The sequence below is a fragment of the Collinsella aerofaciens genome, assembly GCF_040910185.1.
Lineage (GTDB): Bacteria > Actinomycetota > Coriobacteriia > Coriobacteriales > Coriobacteriaceae > Collinsella > Collinsella aerofaciens_BF.
This window is the reverse complement of sequence record NZ_JBDGBA010000002.1, coordinates 97,665-117,807: the sequence shown is the minus strand read 5'-3', so window position 1 is coordinate 117,807 and position 20,143 is coordinate 97,665. Positions and strand designations below refer to the sequence as shown.

General features: G+C 62.8%; 16 protein-coding genes and 1 tRNA gene. 3 read left to right on the top strand and 14 right to left on the bottom strand.

Annotation, left to right across the window (positions count from 1 at the left end; all coding sequences use genetic code 11):
* Positions 1 to 468: 468 nt before the first annotated feature.
* The 8 genes from AB5Z54_RS01760 to AB5Z54_RS01725 form a co-directional block, all read right to left on the bottom strand.
* Complete coding sequence (locus AB5Z54_RS01760) at positions 469 to 810, bottom strand: 4Fe-4S dicluster domain-containing protein (protein WP_368159876.1); 342 nt, start codon at positions 808 to 810, stop codon at positions 469 to 471.
* A 7-nt stretch (positions 811 to 817) separates the two neighbouring features.
* Positions 818 to 1,906 (bottom strand): hydrogenase large subunit, encoded by a 1,089-nt coding sequence (locus AB5Z54_RS01755; protein ID WP_368159874.1) that lies wholly within the window; start codon positions 1,904 to 1,906, stop codon positions 818 to 820.
* A gap of 5 nt (positions 1,907 to 1,911) precedes the next feature.
* Complete coding sequence (locus tag AB5Z54_RS01750; RefSeq protein ID WP_368159872.1) at positions 1,912 to 2,598, bottom strand: NADH-quinone oxidoreductase subunit C; 687 nt, start codon at positions 2,596 to 2,598, stop codon at positions 1,912 to 1,914.
* A complete protein-coding gene (locus tag AB5Z54_RS01745) occupies positions 2,598 to 3,215 on the bottom strand; it encodes an NADH-quinone oxidoreductase subunit B family protein (RefSeq protein ID WP_368159870.1) in 618 nt (205 codons plus the stop codon). Before AB5Z54_RS01745 ends, AB5Z54_RS01750 begins: the two co-directional genes overlap by 1 nt.
* 12 nt (positions 3,216 to 3,227) lie before the next feature.
* Positions 3,228 to 6,110: a proton-conducting transporter transmembrane domain-containing protein gene (locus AB5Z54_RS01740; protein WP_368159868.1), complete on the bottom strand. Its 2,883-nt coding sequence runs from the start codon at positions 6,108 to 6,110 to the stop codon at positions 3,228 to 3,230.
* A 177-nt stretch (positions 6,111 to 6,287) separates the two neighbouring features.
* Positions 6,288 to 6,683 (bottom strand): helix-turn-helix domain-containing protein, encoded by a 396-nt coding sequence (locus AB5Z54_RS01735; protein WP_368159866.1) that lies wholly within the window; start codon positions 6,681 to 6,683, stop codon positions 6,288 to 6,290.
* Between the two features lie 446 nt (positions 6,684 to 7,129).
* Positions 7,130 to 9,160, bottom strand: coding sequence for a bilirubin reductase, long form (gene bilR, locus AB5Z54_RS01730; protein ID WP_368159864.1), 2,031 nt, complete (start codon positions 9,158 to 9,160; stop codon positions 7,130 to 7,132).
* Between the two features lie 528 nt (positions 9,161 to 9,688).
* A tRNA-Met gene (locus AB5Z54_RS01725) sits at positions 9,689 to 9,765 on the bottom strand.
* 196 nt (positions 9,766 to 9,961) lie between these two features.
* Between AB5Z54_RS01725 and AB5Z54_RS01720 the strand changes: the two genes are divergently transcribed.
* Positions 9,962 to 10,735 (top strand): type III pantothenate kinase, encoded by a 774-nt coding sequence (locus AB5Z54_RS01720; RefSeq protein ID WP_171025266.1) that lies wholly within the window; start codon positions 9,962 to 9,964, stop codon positions 10,733 to 10,735.
* A 145-nt stretch (positions 10,736 to 10,880) separates the two neighbouring features.
* On the opposite strand, the gene AB5Z54_RS01715 is transcribed toward AB5Z54_RS01720, so the two are convergent.
* The 3 genes from AB5Z54_RS01715 to AB5Z54_RS01705 all read right to left on the bottom strand — a co-directional run bounded on the left by AB5Z54_RS01715 (position 10,881) and on the right by AB5Z54_RS01705 (position 14,173).
* A complete protein-coding gene (locus tag AB5Z54_RS01715; protein ID WP_349100035.1) occupies positions 10,881 to 11,582 on the bottom strand; it encodes a hypothetical protein in 702 nt (233 codons plus the stop codon).
* A complete protein-coding gene (folP, locus tag AB5Z54_RS01710) occupies positions 11,583 to 13,325 on the bottom strand; it encodes a dihydropteroate synthase (RefSeq protein WP_368159861.1) in 1,743 nt (580 codons plus the stop codon).
* A gap of 95 nt (positions 13,326 to 13,420) precedes the next feature.
* Positions 13,421 to 14,173 carry an NAD-dependent protein deacylase gene (locus AB5Z54_RS01705; RefSeq protein WP_368159859.1) on the bottom strand — a complete coding sequence of 251 codons (753 nt, stop codon included), beginning with the start codon at positions 14,171 to 14,173 and terminating at the stop codon, positions 13,421 to 13,423.
* 113 nt (positions 14,174 to 14,286) lie between these two features.
* On the opposite strand from AB5Z54_RS01705, the gene AB5Z54_RS01700 reads away from it, so the two are divergent.
* Positions 14,287 to 15,105 (top strand): exodeoxyribonuclease III, encoded by an 819-nt coding sequence (locus AB5Z54_RS01700; RefSeq protein ID WP_368159857.1) that lies wholly within the window; start codon positions 14,287 to 14,289, stop codon positions 15,103 to 15,105.
* Positions 15,106 to 15,255: 150 nt separating this feature from the next.
* Here AB5Z54_RS01700 and AB5Z54_RS01695 read toward each other — a convergent pair whose 3' ends face one another.
* From AB5Z54_RS01695 to AB5Z54_RS01685, 3 genes are read right to left on the bottom strand one after another with little or no spacing between them, the layout of a single operon-like run.
* Positions 15,256 to 15,969, bottom strand: coding sequence for a DUF6580 family putative transport protein (locus tag AB5Z54_RS01695; protein WP_368159854.1), 714 nt, complete (start codon positions 15,967 to 15,969; stop codon positions 15,256 to 15,258).
* A 4-nt stretch (positions 15,970 to 15,973) separates the two neighbouring features.
* Entirely contained in the window at positions 15,974 to 17,617 is a 1,644-nt protein-coding gene (locus AB5Z54_RS01690) for an ABC transporter ATP-binding protein (RefSeq protein WP_368159853.1), read from the bottom strand.
* Positions 17,617 to 18,504, bottom strand: a complete 888-nt coding sequence (locus tag AB5Z54_RS01685) for an energy-coupling factor transporter transmembrane component T (protein ID WP_368159850.1) — start codon at positions 18,502 to 18,504, stop codon at positions 17,617 to 17,619. The genes AB5Z54_RS01690 and AB5Z54_RS01685 overlap by 1 nt, the downstream gene beginning before the upstream one ends.
* A gap of 199 nt (positions 18,505 to 18,703) precedes the next feature.
* On the opposite strand from AB5Z54_RS01685, the gene glmU reads away from it, so the two are divergent.
* Positions 18,704 to 20,116 (top strand): bifunctional UDP-N-acetylglucosamine diphosphorylase/glucosamine-1-phosphate N-acetyltransferase GlmU, encoded by a 1,413-nt coding sequence (glmU, locus tag AB5Z54_RS01680; protein WP_260699061.1) that lies wholly within the window; start codon positions 18,704 to 18,706, stop codon positions 20,114 to 20,116.
* The last annotated feature ends 27 nt before the right edge of the window (positions 20,117 to 20,143 follow it).

The window sequence follows — 20,143 nt, the reverse complement described above, 5'->3', positions numbered from 1 at the left end:
GTACCCCCGACCACAATCGCGTTTCATGCAAAATCGCAGGCGTTCTACCTGCGGTTTTCTTTTCGCGTTTTTCGCCGTGGTTGAGGGTAGCCACCCAAACGTAGTAGATGGGCCTATTTCGTGGCAGACGGGTCACGCGGCAGCCCTCACAAGGCAAAAATGATCCGTTTCCCTCTGTCCACGGGAGATCAAGGGCTGCTACGGATATGGTGCTATTTCAAAACTATGCCGGATTACGGGGCTAAAGTCGGGACCCTCATCCATACCCTCATTTTTTGAAAAACGGCAGGCTATCTACCTGCGGTTTTGTTTTTGCGATTTTCTATATGGTCGGAGGTTCGCTATCCAGCCCCGTAATCCGGCATAGTTTTGTTTGCGGCGGCTCCGCCCCGCGCTATAGCGCGGGGCCGGTGGGGCATTTTTGCCCCACCGGCCCTATTCCAGCTCTATTCCAGCGCTATTCCAGCGCTACTCCGGCTTGGCTTCTACCGTGGGAGTCTTGTCCGCCGCAACCGGAGTGCGGGCGGTGTCCATAGTCAGACAGTGCTTGGGGCAACTTTCGATGCACTCGCCACACACCACGCAAGCGTACGGATCAATCGACCAGGTACCGCCCTTGCGATTGACCGCAAGCGCGCCCGCCGGGCAACGGCGCGCACACATGCCGCAGCAGATGCACACGTCCATGTCGTTGACGATATGCCCGCGCAAGCGCTCGGGTGCCGCGAGCTTCTCCTGCGGATAGCACACCGTTACCGGCCGCTTGACCATAGAGCCCAAGGCCGTCTTGGCAAATGTCAGTAAACACATGCCGCGCCTACCTTTCCGTGCAGCTAATGCAGGGGTCGATGGTCAGGATAATCATGGGCACGTTGGCAATGAGCACGCCCTGCAGCGCATGCGTCAGACCCGCCAGGTTTTGCGACGTCGGCGTGCGCACGCGAAAACGGTCCAGGTTCTTGGTGCCGTTGCCGCGCACATAGTAGTACGCCTCGCCGCGCGGCTGCTCAATCACAACCTCGCCGCGCGCGCCGTCGGCCGGCGTGAGCTTGGTACGTCCGCCGATACCGTCGTGCGGAATCTTGCCGACAAGCTCCTTGATAATGTCCATGGCCTGCGTGACTTCGGCACAACGCACCTGGCAGCGGGCATAGCAATCGCCGTCGGTAGCAACGATGGGCTCAAACGCAGCCAGGTCCGCATAGGCGCCGTCGCCAAACATGCGCACGTCGTAATCCACGCCCGAGGCGCGACCGAACGGACCGACCATCGACAGATCCAGCGCGTCTTTCTTGCTGATCACGCCCACGCCATGCAGGCGCTCGCCGCAGCTGTTGTCGTCCAAAAACGTATGCACCAGGGTCTCGTAGTCGGGACGCATGGCATCGAGCGTCTGGACAATACCCGCCAGCTCGGAGTCCTCGATGTCGTGCTTAAGGCCGCCGATTTCATTGATCGACAAAATCACGCGGCCGCCGCAAGTGCTCTCGAAGATCTTGAGAATCCGCTCGCGCAGCGTCCACGAACGGTAGAACAGCGCCTCGAAGCCAAAGGCATCGGCGAGCAGGCCCAGCCACAGCAGATGCGAGTGGATGCGCGAAAGCTCGTGCAAAATGGTGCGGATATACTGCACGCGGCCGGGCACCTCGATGTCGAGCATGCGCTCGCAGGCGCTGGCGTAGCCGTAGCTATGGCCCACGGCGCAAATGCCGCAGATGCGCTCGGCGATGTAGCCAAACTGGTGCATATCGCGCTTTTCGGTGAGCTTCTCGAGTCCGCGGTGCACAAAGCCGATCTGCGGAATTGCCTCGATGACGCGGTCGTCCTCGATCACCAGGTCCAGATGAAGCGGCTCGGGCAGCACCGGGTGCTGCGGGCCAAACGGAATGACGGAGCGATGTGCCATGGACCTTACGCCTCCTTTTTCTGCTTGTCGCGGGCGGCCTTGGCGGCAAGCGCCGCACGGACCTTGGCCGCTTTCTCGGGGTCCATGGCGGCGAGCTTTGCCTCCATCTCGGCGGCCTTGAGCGCGGCCTTCGCAGCAGCCTCATCGTGCTGAGCATCGGAGCCCGCGGCATCGCCGGCGCTCGCAGCGCTCTCCCCCGCAGCGGCCGCGGCAGCGGCGGCCTTTTCGGCCGCAGCCTTGCGCGCCTTGGCCTCGGCGGCGGCACGGACCTTCATGGCCTTCTCGCGCGCGACCTTAACCTCGGGCGTGATAACGCTCATGGGCTCGGCAGTCGAGACCTGGTAGAAAAAGCCCTTAAAGTCGATCTGCATGTCGGTAATGGCAAGACCAAATAGGTCGTGCGCCTCGTTCTCAAACGGGAACACCGCCGGATAATACGAGCTGATGGACGGAATCTCCTGGTACTGGTCGATGCCCTCAACCACCAGGTTCTCGATCGCATAGCTGCCGTCCTGCGCAATATGCTCCTGAGCAGCACGAACGTTGATAAACGTATAGAGCAGGCGATACGAGCCGTCGTCGACGTTGCGCTCGGCGTGCATTTGCACAAAGCGCGCGCCGACGCCCTTGAGCGCCTGGACATGCGACAGGAGCTCATCGATCCCGACGGTTGTATAGATAGCCTTTTGCATTACTCGGCCTCCTTTGCAGCGACGGACGCGGTGGGCGTCTCAACAGGTGCGTCGTCAGCGACGGACGCGGCGGACGTCCCAGCAGGCGCATCGTCAGCCCCGGCCCCCGCAGCCACAAACCCGCCCTCGCCCAGCTCAACGCCACCATCCCAGGTAGCGGCGCCGCCCACGGTAAGCGGATCGCCGCCAGCACGCATCACGGCCTCCTTCTGATCCAGGATGCCGCACGCCTCCACGATGGCATCGATCACCGTCTCGGGGCGAACGGCGCACCCGGGCGCGTACACGTCCACGGGAATCGCGCGGTCCACGCCGCCGATCACGTTGTAGGCATCGCGGAACACGCCGCCCGAACACGCGCAGATGCCGCACGCCACCACGCACTTGGGCTCGAGCATCTGGTTGTAGATCTGGCGCACGACGGGCAGGTTCTGGGCATTGACCGACCCCGTCACCAAAAAGATATCCGCATGCTTGGGGTTGCCGGTGTTGACCACGCCAAAGCGCTCCGCATCGAACAGCGGCGTGAGCGAGGCCAGCACCTCGATATCGCATCCGTTGCAGCTCGAACCGTCGTAATGAATAACCCACGGCGAGCGCGACATTTTATGATCCATGGATGCCGCCTCCTAAATAAACACGTCGACGAGGATGGGCATAAGGTTGAGCAGGCCAAACACCAGCGCCACGCCCCATCCGAGCCTAAAGCAGCTGCGCCAGGTGCTGCGTGCGAAGGTGTTGTCGATCAGGACCTCGACAAAATACGTCGCGGCCATCACGACCAGGGCTACAACCCAGCTCACGGGGTTGTCCCAGACAAAGAACATGCCCACCCACATCAAAAACAGCACGGTCTCGCACCAGTGCATAAGGGTCATCTTGGCCAGCGTGCCGCCGCTCATCTCGGTGGCGACGCCCTGGACGATCTCCTGATGCGCGTGATGCGAGTACGAAAGGTCAAACGGCGACTTGCGCAGCTTGATGGTGAGCACCGCGAGCAGCGCGAGGAAAATGGGCGCGCTGTACACGATGATGGGGGCCGACTGCCCCGTCACGGCGATGGAATCGAAGCTGTCGGTGGCAAGGTACAGGCCCACGCTCATCAGCAAAACGGCGGGCTCGTAACTCATGACCTGCAGCAGCTCACGGTCGGCGCCGACCTGGGCAAACGGGCTTTGCGTCGAGGCGGACGCCAACACCACAAAGATCGCAGCGAGGGTCACCATAAAAGCGCACAACAGCGTGTTGGAACCCGACACAAAGATGCCGCCGCCCACCACGGTAAAGATGAGCGCGCACGCCATATAGGTATCGTCCATGGTGTTTACGCTGGCGGGGGCCTTGCGCAGCAGCTTGGCCACATCGTAGAAAGGCTGGAGCAGGCGCGGACCCACGCGGCCCTGCATGCGAGCGGACAGCTTGCGGTCGATGCCGTCGATCAGGCCGCCCACAAGCGGCGCAATCAAGGCAAACGCCACGGTACCAATAAATATGCCCACGACGCCCGAGCCTTCGAAATACTTGCCGCGCAGCACCGAGGGCGCGCTCATGGCAAGTCTCTCGGGCCCAATCCACGCGCAACACAGCAGCGCAAACAAGATAATGCTGCAGCACACGACGCTACCCGCGGGGCCAATACGCTTCTCGCCAAGGGCGTCCTCCGAGTACCAATTGCGCTTTTCGGCCTTTACCTCGCGACCCATCGAACCGCGGAAATGGCGATATTTGTCGGTTCCCACGCCCGAAAGATATACGTTTACGTGCGGCTTGTTGCTCACGCGGAATGAAGTCAGCAGCACTACGGCGATAAACGCCACGATAACCACCATCAGATACATGGCGTCCTTGCCGATAACGTACGGCACGCGGCCAAACACCATGGCCAAGTAAGGTGACACCAGACCGCTCGAGATAACCGGGAACGCCACGCAGCACAGAATCAGCAGCGCGGCGATGGTGTTGAGGGCCATCCATTCGGTCTTATGGACATTGACCTCAACGTTTTGAGCCGTGGGGTCGACGCCCGAAAGCTTGGCAAGCCACTTGCCCCAGAAGAAGAACGTCGCAGCCGAGCCAAAGGCAAGCACCATGATCATGAGCACGTTGCCGGTCTGCGCGAACGCCACCAGGGCGCCCCACTTGGACACGAGCATGCCAAACGGCGCCACAAACATACCCATGATGCCCAGCATCATCAGGCGCGTCAGGTGCGGCATGCGGCTGAACATACCGTCCATGTCCTCGATATTGCGGCTGCCGATATGATGTTCGGCCGTGCCCACGCACAGGAACAGCAGCGACTTTGCCACCGTGTGGAACAGAATCAGGAAGATGGCAGCCCATACGGCCTCGGGCGCGCCGACACCCAGGCAGGCACTGATGAGGCCCAGGTTGGAAATGGTGGAGTACGCAAGCACGCGTTTGGCGTTGCTCTGCGAGATGGCCATGAGGGCAGCGAGCAAAAACGTTATGGCACCCACACTCGTGACCATAAAGCCGGTCACGGGATAGATGGCATAGAGCGGGCTCAGCTTGACCATCAGGAACACACCGGCTTTGACCATGGTTGACGAGTGCAGCAGGGCGCTCGTGGGCGTGGGGGCAACCATGGCACCCAACAGCCAGGTGTGGAACGGCATCTGTGCGGCCTTGGTGAGTGCGGCGAGCGACAGCAGGATGACCGGCATCACCAGCCGCGCGGACTGCGCGGTACCGGCGCCGGAAAGCTCGATCATGCCCGAGATGGTCAGCGGCATGCCGTTAACGTGCAGGTACATGAGTCCGGCCAAAAACGCGATGCCGCCCAGCATGTTGAGGATGATCTGGGTGAAGGCGTTCTTGATGGCCTCGGGCGTGCGCGTGTAGCCAATCATGAGGAACGAGCACACGGTGGTGATTTCCCAGCCGCAGAACAGCCACTCAAGGTCGTCGCTCGTCACGATGACGAACATGGCCGAGAGGAACAGGAACATGAGCGCCAGGAACTGCGGGCGACGGTCGGGCGCGGTCTGCCCGCGCAGCGCGGCCTCGTGCTCATCGTGCGCTTGGAAGTCCTTCATGTAGCCCAGGGCATACATGCAAATTAGGCTGCCGACGATACCGACGGCGAGGACCATGATCACACTCATGTAGTCCAGGTAGAGAGGCGTTGCCGTGACGGCCTCGGCCGCGGGCAGCGTCATGGCTGCAAAGGCGAGCGAACCCACCAGCTGGACTATGCCGAGCACCGTGGTGAGCGCGTTCCTATATTTGTACGCGTTGTACAGGATGACGGCGCACAGGATGACGTCGATGACGGAGCTGATGATCGAGAGCACATGTGAGGTGCCGGGGGCAATCTCAAAGCTCTGCGGACCCGTGCCAAAAAACATGACGGCGACTACAACTGTCACCGCCATAATAATGCCGGAGCCTATGAGCCCCACCGCATCGCGGGCACGGTCACCGCGCGCGAGCAGCATGCCCAGCGCCGGTACCAGCGGAAACAGGGTAAGGAAATACAGTAGCGTCATACCATCACTCCCCCATGCAAAAACGCTGCAATTGTTTAACGTTATAGCTCAATTGAGGAGTAGCGGCGGCAGGTTTTCGGTCAACTGGGGAGTTTTAGGCATACGGGGTAAGGAGTCTGTCCGCTTTGGAGCGGAGGGGCAGCAAGAAAAATGCGCCCCTGTGGGCGCACCCTCTTGCTACTCTGCCTGCTTAACGCGCGGCTTGCGACCGCGCGGCTTATCGATAAGCGCGTCGGCGCCGCCATCGCGATACTGACGACACCAAGCCTTGACCGAAGACTCGCTGGGAATCTTGTGCTTGATCATGGCCTCGCGAACCGTCAGGCCGTTTTCCAGACGGTCCTTAACCACGGCGAGCTTTACGTCGTACGAATAGGTGTGATGGCGAGCGCCCGCGTTGAGCACGGCGTCGGCACCGCCCACGGCGTATGCGCGGGCCCACTGACGAGCCGTGGCCTGGGGAATGCCAAGCTTTGCGGCGAGGGCGCGGTGACCGACCCCCTCTTGGAGGACCTCGACGGCGCGCTGCCTAACCTCGGGCGCATGCGTGCGAGTCCTAGTTGCTTCCGACATACCTGCCACCTCTTAGCCTTAACCGTTAATCTGCTTTCTTACGTGCACGCTAGATAGTAGCATTTTGCTGTTTGCTCAAAACAGTTAATTAAAATAGACGCGGCGTTATCTGGACATTTGGCACCAATTTACGACATTTCTTTATCGATTATTTACGCTGGTAGCTGACTCGCAGCTAATCGTCATTCGCTTGTCAACAAAATTGGCATCTCTTTATGTCCTTTGGTCTAGAGGGAATAATTATTAACCCCTCCCCCAATAATTTTGAGCGGCCTGCAGGGCAGTGACGCCTCACTTCTCATGATTACCGCGCATTGCCATCCACCCGAGCAAAACAAAAAGGACGGGACCTGCTGCGCTTGCAGACCCCGCCCCGGTTGACACCCGATGGGACGCAGTCGGGCGAGGCAGATCCGTGCTACCGCCCCGCCTGGCCGCGAAGTTAACTACAGCTCGTTGGCCGCGTGATATGCCGTGCGAATAGCGCTCGCAATATCGGCGGTGCGCTCGCCCGAGCAGTCGCCCACGCAGGTCACGGGCACCGTCACGCCATCAAGGTCAAACGCGTTGGCCTTGGAGCCCACGGCCATCACCACGTAATCGCAGGCGATCTTCACCGGCTCCTCGGCGCCGTCCTCGGTGGTACGAACAGCCTCCACGCCCTCGTCGGTAATGGCGGTCAGGCGGGTCTTCACGTGCTGCTCCACGTTGTGCTCGGCAAAGTCGCTCATAATCAGCGGCAGAATGGTCTCGGACTCGCCCGCGGCAATCTTGTCGAGCATCTCCACGATCGCCACCTCGCAGCCGTGCTGCAGCAGGTACTCAGCAGTCTCGGTGCCCACCAGGCCACCGCCAATGACGGCGACGCGGCCCGCAAGCTCCACCTTGCCGGCCAGCACGTCCCAGCTCGAGACGACCTTGTCCGAATCGGCACCCGGAACAGGGATGACCACGTCGTGCGCGCCCACGGCCACAATCGCGGCATCGGCGGCGTTGAGGTCCTCAGCGGTAGCGACGTGGTTGAGCTCAACCTTCACGCCCAGGCCGGGCAGAATCTTCTCGTAATACTCGACCGAGCGCATGATCTCGTCCTTGCGCGGGGGCGCGGCCGCCAGCACAATCTGGCCGCCCAGACGATCGCTCGCCTCGTAGATGGTCACATCGTAGCCGCGCTTGGCCGCCACGCGTGCGGCCTCCAGGCCAGCAATACCGCCGCCCACCACGGCGATCTTCTTGTCGCCCTCGCCCGGCTTAATGGCGATGGTCGCCTCGTCGCCGTTCTCGGCATTGAGCACGCACGAGATGTACTTGCGGTTTTGAATCGCATCGACGCAGCCCTTGTTGCAGTTGAGGCACTCGCGGATGGGCTCACCCGTGGCGGCCTTCAGTGCGATGTCGGGGTCGCACATGAGCGAGCGGCCGTAGGCGATGATATCGGCCGCGCCGTCTTCCAGAATCTTCTCGCCGGCCTCGACCGAGACAACGCGGCCGACGGTTGCCACCGGCACGGAGACCAGGGCCTTGACGCGCTCGGCCACGGGCAGCGTCCAGTTGTAGGGCATGGCGCCCATGGGCGGAATGGTGTCGCCCATGTTGCCGGTGTGGTTGGCCTGTGCAACCTGGATCATGTCGATGCCCGCGCCCTCGAGTAGTTTGGCAAACTCGCAGGCCTCGTCGGGCTGCAGGCCGCCCTTGCCGCGCGGCGTGCCGTCGGGGTTCTCCATGATCACGGGGAGCTTGTACTCCACCATCAGCTGCGGCGCGGCTTCCTTAATGGCAGCGACGACCTCCAGCGCGTAGCGAACGCGGTTCTCGAACGAGCCGCCGTACTCGTCGGTGCGCTGGTTGAGGATGGCCGAGCACAGCGAACCTACCAGGCGGTCGCCGTGGACCTCGATGGCATCGATCCCGGCCTGCTGCGCGCGAGCGGCCGAGGCGGCGATAGCCTCCTTGATCTGGGTGAGCTGCTCCACACTCGCCTCGTTCACAAAGTGCTGCATGTCGTGGTGCAGCTTGGCGTAGGCCTGGTTGCGGATCTCGTTGGACTCGGCCATCTTGGCGGCAAAGGTCTCCTCGTCGCCGGCGGCCTTGGCCTCCTGCGCGGCCTTGGCGGCGGCCATGGATCCCATGACCATGCGGCCGACACCGGGCACGTCGTACTCGGGGTGGAACAGCTGCAGCGCGACCTTGGCGCCGTGCTTGTGGACGGCATCGGCCAGGGCCTTAAACGTGGGGATTTGGGCGTCGGTCGCCAGCTTGGGCGTGGGGCTTGCGGTCATGACGGGAGCAACGTCGCCGATGACGATGTAACTCACGCCGCCACGGGCCAAGCGCTCGTAAAAAGCCAGGCTGCGCTCGCCAATGGAGCCGTCACGCTCCTCGTAGCCGGTGGTCAGCGGCGGAAACATAATGCGGTTCTTGAGCTCAAGGGGGCCAACCGTAATGGGCTGGAGCAGCTTGGATGCAGGTGTGGTCATGGACATTCCTCTCTTGTAGGCGCGGCGGCGATGATGCCGCGTAGTTGTCTAGAGGATATGGCATGGGAGCACGGCGGCACAACGGAAATCGGCGAATATCAGGTGGCGGCAGGTGGATGGGGCGAGGCGGCCCGTCGGTTTGTCTCAATCTGTAACAGTTACGCGACAAAACCGGGTCTTACTGTTACAGATCGAGATATTCCCCTCGACCCAACCTCAACAATCTCAATCTGTAACAGCTAGACCCACTTTTGACCCCTACCTGTTACAGATCGAGACAAACCAAACCCGCCTGCTAGAAAATCTCAATCTATAACAACAACTCGGCAAAATCCGTCCCTCGTGTTACAGATTTAGACAAACGAAGACCGTCCTGCCGAAACATCTCGATCTGTAACACTTAGCCGCCCAAATCGGGTCTAGATGTTACAGATCGAGATTTTGTTTAAGAAGCCGAGAATTGGACCGAAAACACAGTCCCGGGATAACAAAAAAGCTCGCCGGCTAGGCCGACGAGCTGCAAGTTCTTGGTCGCGGGGGCAGGATTTGAACCTACGACCTCCGGGTTATGAGCCCGGCGAGCTACCAGACTGCTCCACCCCGCAATGTCTGGGCGCCTCATGTGCGCAAGAAAGAATATTACGCGGGAGTTCGGTAAGCGGCAAGGAAAATCTCGTAGAGCATAATTCCTTCATATTTAAACCCCTCAGCCCCTATCACCGTAAACGAATCGCAGCCGAGCGCCGTCGACGGCACGTATACAATGGTGCGCGTCCTTTTATGCCGACACTGGGAGTAGACATGCTGCTCGCTATCGATATGGGAAATACGCAGACGGCCATGGGCCTGTTTGACGGAGACGAGCTGGTGCAGTCGTGGCGCATGCCCACCGACCGCTCCTATACCGCCGACGAGATCCACGTGCGCCTGATGGGCTTCTTTAAGATGTACGACCTCTCGCTCGGCGCGGTCGACGCGATCGCCTTTGCCGGCGTGGTGCCGCAGCTCTCGCGCGAATGGCACGCCGTGGCCGACCGCATTGCCGCGGACGCCATCGTCATCGGGCCGCAGACGGCCGCGGTGACCAAGCTGCGCGCGGCGCGTCCCCAAGCCGTAGGCGCCGATCGCGTCGCTAACGCCGTTGCGGCCGAAACTTTCTACGGCGCGCCGGCAATCGTGGTGGACTTTGGCACCGCGACCAATATCGACGTCATCGATGAGGACGGTTATTACATTGGCGGAGCGATCGCGCCGGGCATTCGCATCTCCATGGACGCGCTTGCCGCCCGTGCCGCCAAGCTCGCCAGCGTGCCGCTCGAGGCGCCCGAGCACGCCATCGGCCGCGATACCGAGGAGTGCATCAAGGTCGGCGCCGTAACGGGCGCCGCTGCCATGGCCGAGGGCCTGGTCGCGCGCATGAAGCGCGAGCTGGGCCGCGAGGATGCCACCGTTATCGCCACGGGCGGTCTCGCCAGCATCGTCGCCGATTCGACCGATGCCTTCGACGTGGTCGACGGACAGCTCACCATCAAGGGTATCTGCGAAATCTACCGCCGCATGCAGGAGCTGGGATAGAGCAGGGGCTTAAGTCAAGCACGCCCGATGCCACAGTCCCCGCAAACGTTCGCCAAGCCCATTCCCCAGACAGGCGAAACCCTCCCCGGCACAGGCCGAAGAGGGCTTCGTTGTCATCGTTATCTTTGAGCGCGGGCGCCTCGCGTTACAGCCCGCGAATTCGTACGGCCTCGGGCGGAAACTCCTGCTCGCCGGCATCGGTCTTGATGGTCGCGCGGCCCCAGATGTCCAGGCCCGCAAACACACCGACCGCAAGCGGCAAGCCGTTGGGAGACACCGCCGCAACCTGGCGGCCCAGCAGCGGCACCATGTCGAAGTACTCGCCCAGCACGGGAGCCAGCGGCCCTGCGGCGCCTTGCGGCGTGTTGGCAACAACCGCCCAGGCGTCCACGCGGGCCAGCACGGCGGCGGCCAGCGTCTCGACCAGCGCTTCGTCAGCCACGTCCACACCAAGCTCGCTCAGCGCCGAACGCTCAATATCCACCGTCACGGCACCGAACATGCCCGCAGCACCGGCACCGCCGTTCACGGCAACACGCGCGAGCGACGTCTCAAACGCAGGCGCACCGCACACGATATCGCTCGGCCACTGGATACCCACCTTACCGGCAAGGCCCAACCCCGGCGTCGAAGCCGTGCCCACAAGCGCGTCCATCATGCCCATAGCCGCCACAAACGGCAGGCCGTGGAAGGCATGCATGTTCACATCGGGGCGCACGACCAGCGAAAACATCAGCGATGCATCGCCCGCGCTCCACGCGCACCAGCCCGCGGACATGCCCTCGCGGCCCGCGTCGCGCGCCGCGTCGAGCTCGGTGCCAGCGACAACAGCATTCATCTCGATCATCTACATACGCCCCAATTCGCCCACGATATGGCCCACGCGGTCCTCGGGCTCCTTGACCTCGACGCCGTTGTAGCGGAAGAACCGCGCCGGGTCGTGCATCAGGTCCTCGAGCGGCACCAGCACAAAATCGCGTTCGCCGATCAGCGGATGCGGCAGGCGCAGCTTTTTGCCGCCGTGGGTCTCGCCGTCCATCCACAGCAGGTCCAGGTCGATGGTGCGCGGGCCGTTGGCCTTGGCCTTCTTGGAGCGGTCGCGCCCCAGCTCGGCCTCAATCTTCATGAGCTCGTCAAGCAGCACCAACGGCGCCAGCTCGGTCTTGATCTCGATGACGGCGTTGGCAAACGCGTCCTGGCGCGTCTCGTAGGCCGGCTCGCTCTCGTAGATCTTGGAGGAGTTGGACACGCAGGTGAGTGGAATCTCGGCGATCATGTCGCGCGCGGCGCGGATGTTGTCGCAACGATGCCCCAGGTTGGAGCCCACGGCCACAAACGCGCGGCGCGGCTGTGGCTTGGCAACCGCCCAGTAGCCGTTCAGGAACTGCGCAAAACCCGCGGCGTCGTGCACGCGCACGATGTTGGCACCGGCCTGGATGGCGCCCAGGCACACGCCAAACGTAGCGGCATCGCGCTCGGCGGCCTCGGTCACGCCCGAGACGGCGCCCACAAAGCGCTTGCGCGACACGGCGCACATGAGCGGATAGCCCAGTGACGCCATCTTGGCAGTCTCGCGCTGGATGACGATGTCCTCGTTAGCCGACTTACCAAAGCCCGGGCCAGGATCAATGCAGATGCGGTCGCGCGACACGCCGGCATGGATGAGCGTGCGGGCCTGGTCGGACAGAAAGCCCATGACGCGGCGCATGATGGGCGCCGAATCGGGCAGGGTGAAGCGGCGGAGCTGCGAGGTGGGCACGTAGGCTTCCTCGCGGCGGGCGCTGCGGCGCATCATGGCTGCCAGGTGGTCATTGGACTCCGATGCGACCTCGGTGGCTGCGGGCGCGGCCTCGGGCGCGGGCGCGACGGTCTCGGCGGCAGCAACCTGCTCGGCGGCCGGCGTCTCCTGCTCGCTTGCAGGCTCGGACGTGGGCTCCGGTTCGCCAAACGGCAACGAGGGCTGCACCACGCCGCCCGGAAGCTTGGCCTCCGGCTTAGGCTCGCCCAGCAACTTGCCGCGACGGCGGCGAGCCGGCTTCTCGGCCTCACGCGCGGCCTCGGCAGCCGCCTCGCGCGCCTTCTCGGCAACAAACGCCGCTGCCGAGGTATCGAGCTGCACCGTTGCGTGCGTGCGGGTGGGCGCGGCGACCTCGCCGGCATGCATCACGATGACGCCGCAGGTGCTCGTCTTAACAAACTCGACCATCTTGGGATCGGTGAAGCCGGTCACGTCGTTGACGATCGAGGCGCCGCAGCGCACGGCCGCCTTGGCAACCGCCACATGACGCGTGTCGATCGAGACGATGGCGCCCTCCTTGGCCAGCGCGCGCACCACGGGCAGCACGCGGCGAGCCTCCTCGTCGGGGTTGACCGGGGTAAAACCGGGGCGCGTGGACTCGCCGCCCACGTCGATGATGTCGGCGCCGGCGTCGAGCATCGTCAGGCCGTACTCGATGGCGGCATCCGGGTCGAAGTGCTCCCCGTCATCGCTAAACGAATCGGGCGTCACGTTGAGGACGCCCATGATGCGCGGACGGTCAAAGCTGAGCTCATACTTTCCGCACCGCCATGTCTTGCTGTCGTTCGCCATGAACATCCTCCTAAAATGCCCACGCCGCCGAGCTTGGGGAGCTGGCGGCGGGGTCGCTTTGCACTCAGTCTTTCTATTGTATCCGCGCGCGCGGGCTAGAACGCAAACGCGGCCGCGATGTCGCAAGAAATCAGCAGGTCGGCATTTGCATCCTGATCGGTGGGAGCAAGGTTGCACATGGCCAGCGTATCGCCGGTAAAGTAACGCGTAAGGCCTGCCGCCGGATACACCACGAGCGAGGTCCCGCCCACAATGAGGGCATCGGCCGCGGCGATGGCGGCAACGGCACCGGTCAGCACGTGCTCGTCGAGCGGCTCCTCGTAGAGCACTACATCGGGCTTGATGCGCCCGCCGCACGCAGGACACACAGGCGCACCCGCGGCGTCCTCGTGCTCGCGCGAGCAAATCCACTCGGCGCTATAGACCGCGCCGCACGACTGGCAAATGTTGCGATGGACCGATCCGTGCAGCTCGAACACGCGTTGCGAGCCGGCCATCTGATGCAGGCCGTCGATATTTTGCGTCACCACGGCATCAAGCTTGCCGGCGCGCTCCAGCTCGGCCAGCTTGATGTGGCAGCGGTTGGGCTTAGCGTTAAGCGCGATCATCTTGGTGCGGTAAAAGTCGAAGAACTCCGCAGGATGCGCCTCGTAAAAGCTGTGCGAGAGCATGGTCTCGGGCGGATAGGCAAACTGCTGGTGATACAGGCCGTCCACGCTGCGGAAATCGGGGATGCCACTCGCCGTGGAAACACCCGCGCCGCCAAAGAAGACCACGTGACTATGGGTTTCGAACAGCTCCGCCAGCGCGGCGGACGCCTGTTTGGGGTTTGATATTTCCTGCGTCATATATGTCCTCCGTCCGTGTCTCCGGGACGGCGGCGTTCGCACTATCACTCGCGGACTCCGCCCCGCTCTTGTTGCGTTAATCTTAAGCCTGCCAACCCCGTCGAAAGGACACCATGCCTCAGACTTACACCTTTGCCTCGTGGAACGTTAACGGCCTGCGCGCCGTGCTCAAAAAGGACCCGAGCTTTATCCAGATCGCGCAAGAACTCGACGTCGATATCCTGGCGTTGCAAGAGACCAAGCTGCAAGAAGGCCAGGTTGATATTGACCTGCCCGGCTATCGCCAAACCTGGAGCTACGCCGAGCGTAAAGGCTATTCGGGCACTGCGGTCTTTAGCCGCCAGGAACCGCTGCGCGTGCTGCACGCTGACGCGCTGTTACCCTACGCCGGCGAGGGCGAGGCGGCCGAACTCGTCGCCCAAGCCGCGACCGAGGGCCGCGTCTGCGCGTTGGAGTTCGACAAGTTCTGGTTTGTGGATGTCTACACTCCCAACGCGCAAAACGAACTCGCCCGCATCGACGTGCGCATGGCCTGGGATGATGCCTATCGCGGCTTTTTGAGCGCGCTTGAGCGCGAGAGTGGCAAACCCGTCGTGACCTGCGGCGACTTTAACGTGGCGCACGAGGAGATCGACCTTAAGAACCCCAAGTCCAACCGCGGCAACGCCGGCTTTTCGGACGAAGAACGCGGTAAGTTTACCGAGCTGCTCAACGCCGGCTTTACCGATACCTGGCGCGCGGCAAACCCCGACGTCGAGGGCGTCTACAGCTGGTGGAGCTATCGCTTTAATGCCCGCAAGAACAACGCCGGCTGGCGCATCGATTACTTTCTGGTAAGCGATTCGATCGCCGCCAACGTTCGCGACACCGGCATCCGCGGCGACATCTTTGGCAGCGACCACTGCCCCGTCACCCTCACGCTAGAGCTCTAGCCCCAAGTAATTCCTCTAGGGGACAGAGGAAAACAGATCATGTGACCCCTCTCCCCCTATAAGGTGCGGTGGAATAGTTCCTGTTTGGGCAGCAAATAGCCAAAAACGAGAACCATTCCACCGCAAGTTCGTGAGGGAACGCGAAATGCCTTACAGCCCGTATTTCACGACGACACGGTTAATGCGACGGCACCAAGGCTTGTACAAGGCAGCCAAGAACACGCAGGTCGCGAGGCCGTGTGTGATATCGAACGGCACTGCCGTGGCAAGACGTGCCATGGCACCCGCCCACGTGAGCGGTTGAACAAAACCGATAATGTCGTAGGCGTTGATCACAACGCCATAGAGCAGGCCCGACGCAAAACCGTACGCCATCAGCGCCGGCATGCGCACGGTGCCATCGGCGCGATCAAAAGCACCCGCGTACGCCAGCACACCGCCGACGTAGCCCACCAGGCCCCAGGCATACATCTGCCATGGCGTCCACATGCCCTGTCCAAAAAAGAAATTGCTGGTTAGCGCTGCCAACGCGCCGACCATGAAGCCGTTGCGTCGACCCAACGTCGCTCCCGCGATAATAGCGATGGCGCTCACGGGTTTAAAGTCGGGAATGGGGCCGAACAAGATGCGGCCCGCCGCGGCCAGTGCCGCCAGAACCAGCGTGGGCATAATTTGGCGCAGGCCCGGACGCGACGCCTCGTAGCCCGCAAAGAACAGTGCAAGCACGAGCGCCACCACAACAAGCATGGCAAGCGCCGCCTGCTCAATGCCCGCCAGCAATGCTGCGGCCATTACCACCGGCACCGCCAACAACAGCGGAATCTCCAGTTTTGCAAGTAGGCGCAAGCCGCGATAATCCGCCATTCCATCACGCCCTATAAAACACGTTGTCGGCAAAGAAATCTGCCGGCGGCTCCATGCAGGCAATTTCGCCGTCGAACATCATGGCAATGTCGTCGGCAACCTGCTCGGCGAAGTCCAAGTCGTGCGTGGCCATGATGACGGTGCCGCCGGCTTGCGCATGCTCGCATAGGGCGCGAGCGATGATGCGGCGGCTCGTCAGGTCCAGCCCCTTCGTGGGCTCATCGAGCAGCAACAGCTCCGGACCAATCAACAGCAGCTTTGCCAACGCGAGCAGCTGACGCTGGCCGCCCGAAAGATCGTACGGATGGCGCGCATCCAGGCCGTCCAATCCCAGCTGCGCCGCGCGCTCCTGGGCCGCGTCCTCGTCATATCCGCAGGTCGAAGCCCATTCCATCAGCTCGTCGCTCACCGTCTCGGCAACCAGCAACGCCTTGGGGTTCTGCGGCAGCAGCGCAGCCGAGGCCGCCCCGCGCACCATACGACCACGCTGCAGCTTGGCGGTCTTGGCCAGCACCGAGAGTATCGTCGACTTGCCGCAGCCGTTACCGCCCACAATCGCATGCACCGCACCGGCAGAAAACGCCACGTCGAGCCCGCGCAGCACCCAACCGGACACACGGTCGTAGCGAAACCAGCCTTCCGACAGGGTGGTAGCCGACCCGGCGTGCATTTTTGGGAGTATTCTGCGTCCACCGGTACGCAATGGCACCCTCGAGTCGTCCTGCGACAGTATTTGCACCTCAAATTCACCCGATTTGTCCGATTTCAGTCCTTTTTTTGCACCCGGAGCGCCCCCGCGCGAGTCCAAAGAACCCAGCTGGCCACTGACACTGCTGAAAACTCCGTTTTTTGCACGCCGCGAGGCACCCCACCCTGGCACCTCGCCAGAAAACAGCCCTTCACGATGCCCCAAGGAAGCGACATCAGACACCTCGCACACGCGACCGCCTTCAATCCGGTACGCGCACGTCGCATACTCGAGCATCGGGCGCGGCTGGTGCGTCGCCACAACAACCGTACAGCCCAGCTCGCGGTTCACGCGAAACAGCGCATGCAGAAAATTTTTCTCGGCAATGGGATCGAGTTGGGACGTGGGCTCGTCGAGCAGCAGCACGCGCGGGCGCAACGCCAGCACGGCTGCCAGCGACAGCAGCTGCTTGCGCCCACCCGAAAGCGTATCGGTATCGCGGTGGAGCCAGTCCTCCAGCCCAAAGAAATAGCTGGTCTCGGCCACGCGGCGGCGTATCTCGTCGCGCGCTAGCCCCAAGTTTTCCAGGCCAAACGCCATCTCGTGCCACACGGTCTCGCACACGATCTGGTTCTCGGGATCCTGAAACACATAGCCCACGCGCTCCGCGGACGTCCGGACATCCATGTCGGCGACGCCCTCCCCCAGCACGCGCAACTCGCCAGTGCACGCGCCCGTCGGCGAAATCTCGGGCTTGAGCAGCGAGAGCAGCGTTGATTTTCCCGACCCAGTACCACCTACCAGCAGTGCAAACGCACCTTGGGGAACAGACCAGTCGAGCCCGTCGAGTACCGGCGCCTCAGCCCCGGGGTAGGTAAAGCTCAGGCCCCGTACCTCAATCGCAGGCGCATCGGAACCGCACGCCCCGCCCGTTACCGAGCAGCTATCTAACCGGGTCATCAGCCAAACCTCTTCTCGTCAATCGCGTACAGCACACAGGGCAGCACCATCCAAGCCGCGTACACAATATAGCCAGGCCACGGCGCCGGCACCGAAAGCTGAGGGTAAAACGAATACTGCGTCGTCGCGGCCCACGCCACCGTAACCGCAGCAGCGCCAAACAGCGCAAGCCCCACCAGTGCGGCAACATCGCCGCGCCCCAGCCGATACCGCGCATACGTCGTACGACGCGTCGCGGCACCCCATCCGCGCGAGCGCATCGCGTCGGCGCGCTCCAGCGAATCCTCCATGCTCCAGCCCATCAACACGCTCGATGCTCGCAAGCGCGAGCGCACAGGGTCGGCCGGAGCGCGCCCCGGAACATCGATTGCATCCTGTACCGCCAGCACCGTGCGGCCGCGACGCAAAAACTGCGGGATAAGCCGCATACACATCGAGATCATGAGCGCGAGCACCGGCGCGGCGTTGCCCAGCAACGCGAGCACCTTGTCGTATTCGAGCATCGACGCCGCAGCCTCAAACCACAGCACGCTCGCCACAAACAGCCCGCCCATACACAGGCCGTATACCATGCTCTCCAAATACACTGCGCGCATACCGATGCGGAACAACTCCGTCGAGCCCGAGGCGCTAAACAGCGGATTCACCAGCGAGATAATCAAAATCACCGGCAGCTGCCAGCGAAGCGCGCTCAGCGTGCGAGCAGCCCCGCGGGTCGCAAAGCCGTATGCCAGCCCGCCCGCGAGCGACAGCGCGATCAGCACCGGCTGCATCGAGAACATGGTGAGCCCCAGCGTCAGCACAATATAGAGTGCCGGCACAGCCGGATGCGACATCGAGAACGCCGCGACGGGCTCGCCGCCAAACTCCTCTTGTATGTTGTCCACGGGCGCCCCCGTCCCCTCGCTCAAACGACAGCTCCGCAGCACCGCCAACGCCGCACGCAAGCAGCGCAAACGCCACGCCGGCGGCACCGACATCGGCCGCCATGAGCCAATCGCTACGCGCTCAACATATGCCTGCGGTATCATATTGCGCCGTGTATCGTTTCCAAACACACGTCTCTATAACGTAACAGGAGATCACATGGACGCAACCGCAATTATCCTCGCTGCCGGCGAGGGCACCCGCATGAAGTCGAACCACTGCAAGGTTTCGCACAAGATCCTGGGCAAGCCCATGGTCCAGTGGATCGTCGACGCTACCATCAAGGCCGGCTGCAGCCGCGTCGTTGTCGTCATCGGCAGCCACGCCGACGAGATGCGCGCCCTCATCGACGGCGCCTATGCCAACAGCGCTACCAAGGTCGAGTGCGTCGAGCAGACCGAGCGCCTGGGCACCGGCCACGCCGTGAAGGTCGCGCTCGAGGCCTGCAGCATCGCGCAAGGCCCCGTCGTGGTGCTCAACGGCGACCTGCCGCTCATCACCGCCGACACCGTCGCCAAGTTCGCGCAAACCGTCGCCACCGGCGAGCTCGCCTGCACCGTCATGACCATGACCCCGCCCGACCCCTTCGGCTACGGCCGCATCAAGCTGGGCGCCGACGGTCAGATCGAGCGTATCATCGAGCAGAAGGACTGCACGCCCGAGCAGGCCGCCACGCTGCTCGAGTGCAACGCCGGCTGCTACGCCTTTGACGGCGCGCAGCTCGCCGCCCACATTAACGAGATCGGCAACGACAACGCGCAGTCCGAGTACTACCTGCCCGACATGCTCGAAATCCTCAAGGGTCACGGCCAGGCGGTCTCCATCTTCCACTGCGATGACTACCGCGACGGCCTGGGCGTCAACAGCCGCATTCAGCTCGCGCAGCTCACCGCCATCGCGCGCGACCGCATCAACGAGCACTGGATGGCCGAGGGCGTCACGTTCATCGATCCCACGCAGGCCTGGATCGGCCCCGACGCCGTTATCGGCCGTGACACCGTCGTGTGGCCGCAGACGCACCTGATCGGCCACGTCACCGTGGGCGAGGAGTGCCAGCTTGGCCCCAACAGCCGCCTCACCGACACCACCGTCGGCAGCGGCTGCGTCATCGATGAGACTATCGCCATCGAGGCCGTCATCGAGAACGGCGTCGACTGCGGCCCACGCGCCTACCTGCGCCCGGGCACCCACATGCTCGACGGATCCAAGGCCGGCACGCACGTGGAGATCAAGAAGTCCACGATCGGCGAGGGCTCTAAGGTGCCGCACCTGTCCTACATCGGCGACACCACCATGGGCTCCGGTGTCAACGTGGGCGCGGGCTCCATCACCTGCAACTACGATGGCGTGCACAAGCACAAGACCGTCATCGGCAAGGACGCCTTCATCGGTTCCGACACCATGATGGTCGCGCCCGCCCAGATCGGCGACGGCGCGCTCGTGGCCGCCGGATCCGTCATCACCGAGCCGGTCCCGGCCGACGCACTTGGCCTGGGCCGCGCCCGTCAGGTAAACATTGAGGGCTGGGCCGCCGATTATCGCCGCCGTCTGCACGAGGACGACGAGGTATAACGTTTTACCAAGCATCTAAGGAGCTGT

Bases quoted from the DNA above. Each gene is read 5' to 3' on its own strand.
- AB5Z54_RS01760 (WP_368159876.1), bottom strand. From the start codon at position 810: ATGTGTTTACTGACATTTGCCAAGACGGCCTTGGGCTCTATGGTCAAG.
- AB5Z54_RS01755 (WP_368159874.1), bottom strand. From the start codon at position 1,906: ATGGCACATCGCTCCGTCATTCCGTTTGGCCCGCAGCACCCGGTGCTG.
- AB5Z54_RS01750 (WP_368159872.1), bottom strand. From the start codon at position 2,598: ATGCAAAAGGCTATCTATACAACCGTCGGGATCGATGAGCTCCTGTCG.
- AB5Z54_RS01745 (WP_368159870.1), bottom strand. From the start codon at position 3,215: ATGGATCATAAAATGTCGCGCTCGCCGTGGGTTATTCATTACGACGGT.
- AB5Z54_RS01740 (WP_368159868.1), bottom strand. From the start codon at position 6,110: ATGACGCTACTGTATTTCCTTACCCTGTTTCCGCTGGTACCGGCGCTG.
- AB5Z54_RS01735 (WP_368159866.1), bottom strand. From the start codon at position 6,683: ATGTCGGAAGCAACTAGGACTCGCACGCATGCGCCCGAGGTTAGGCAG.
- bilR (WP_368159864.1), bottom strand. From the start codon at position 9,160: ATGACCACACCTGCATCCAAGCTGCTCCAGCCCATTACGGTTGGCCCC.
- AB5Z54_RS01720 (WP_171025266.1), top strand. From the start codon at position 9,962: ATGCTGCTCGCTATCGATATGGGAAATACGCAGACGGCCATGGGCCTG.
- AB5Z54_RS01715 (WP_349100035.1), bottom strand. From the start codon at position 11,582: ATGATCGAGATGAATGCTGTTGTCGCTGGCACCGAGCTCGACGCGGCG.
- folP (WP_368159861.1), bottom strand. From the start codon at position 13,325: ATGGCGAACGACAGCAAGACATGGCGGTGCGGAAAGTATGAGCTCAGC.
- AB5Z54_RS01705 (WP_368159859.1), bottom strand. From the start codon at position 14,173: ATGACGCAGGAAATATCAAACCCCAAACAGGCGTCCGCCGCGCTGGCG.
- AB5Z54_RS01700 (WP_368159857.1), top strand. From the start codon at position 14,287: ATGCCTCAGACTTACACCTTTGCCTCGTGGAACGTTAACGGCCTGCGC.
- AB5Z54_RS01695 (WP_368159854.1), bottom strand. From the start codon at position 15,969: ATGGCGGATTATCGCGGCTTGCGCCTACTTGCAAAACTGGAGATTCCG.
- AB5Z54_RS01690 (WP_368159853.1), bottom strand. From the start codon at position 17,617: ATGACCCGGTTAGATAGCTGCTCGGTAACGGGCGGGGCGTGCGGTTCC.
- glmU (WP_260699061.1), top strand. From the start codon at position 18,704: ATGGACGCAACCGCAATTATCCTCGCTGCCGGCGAGGGCACCCGCATG.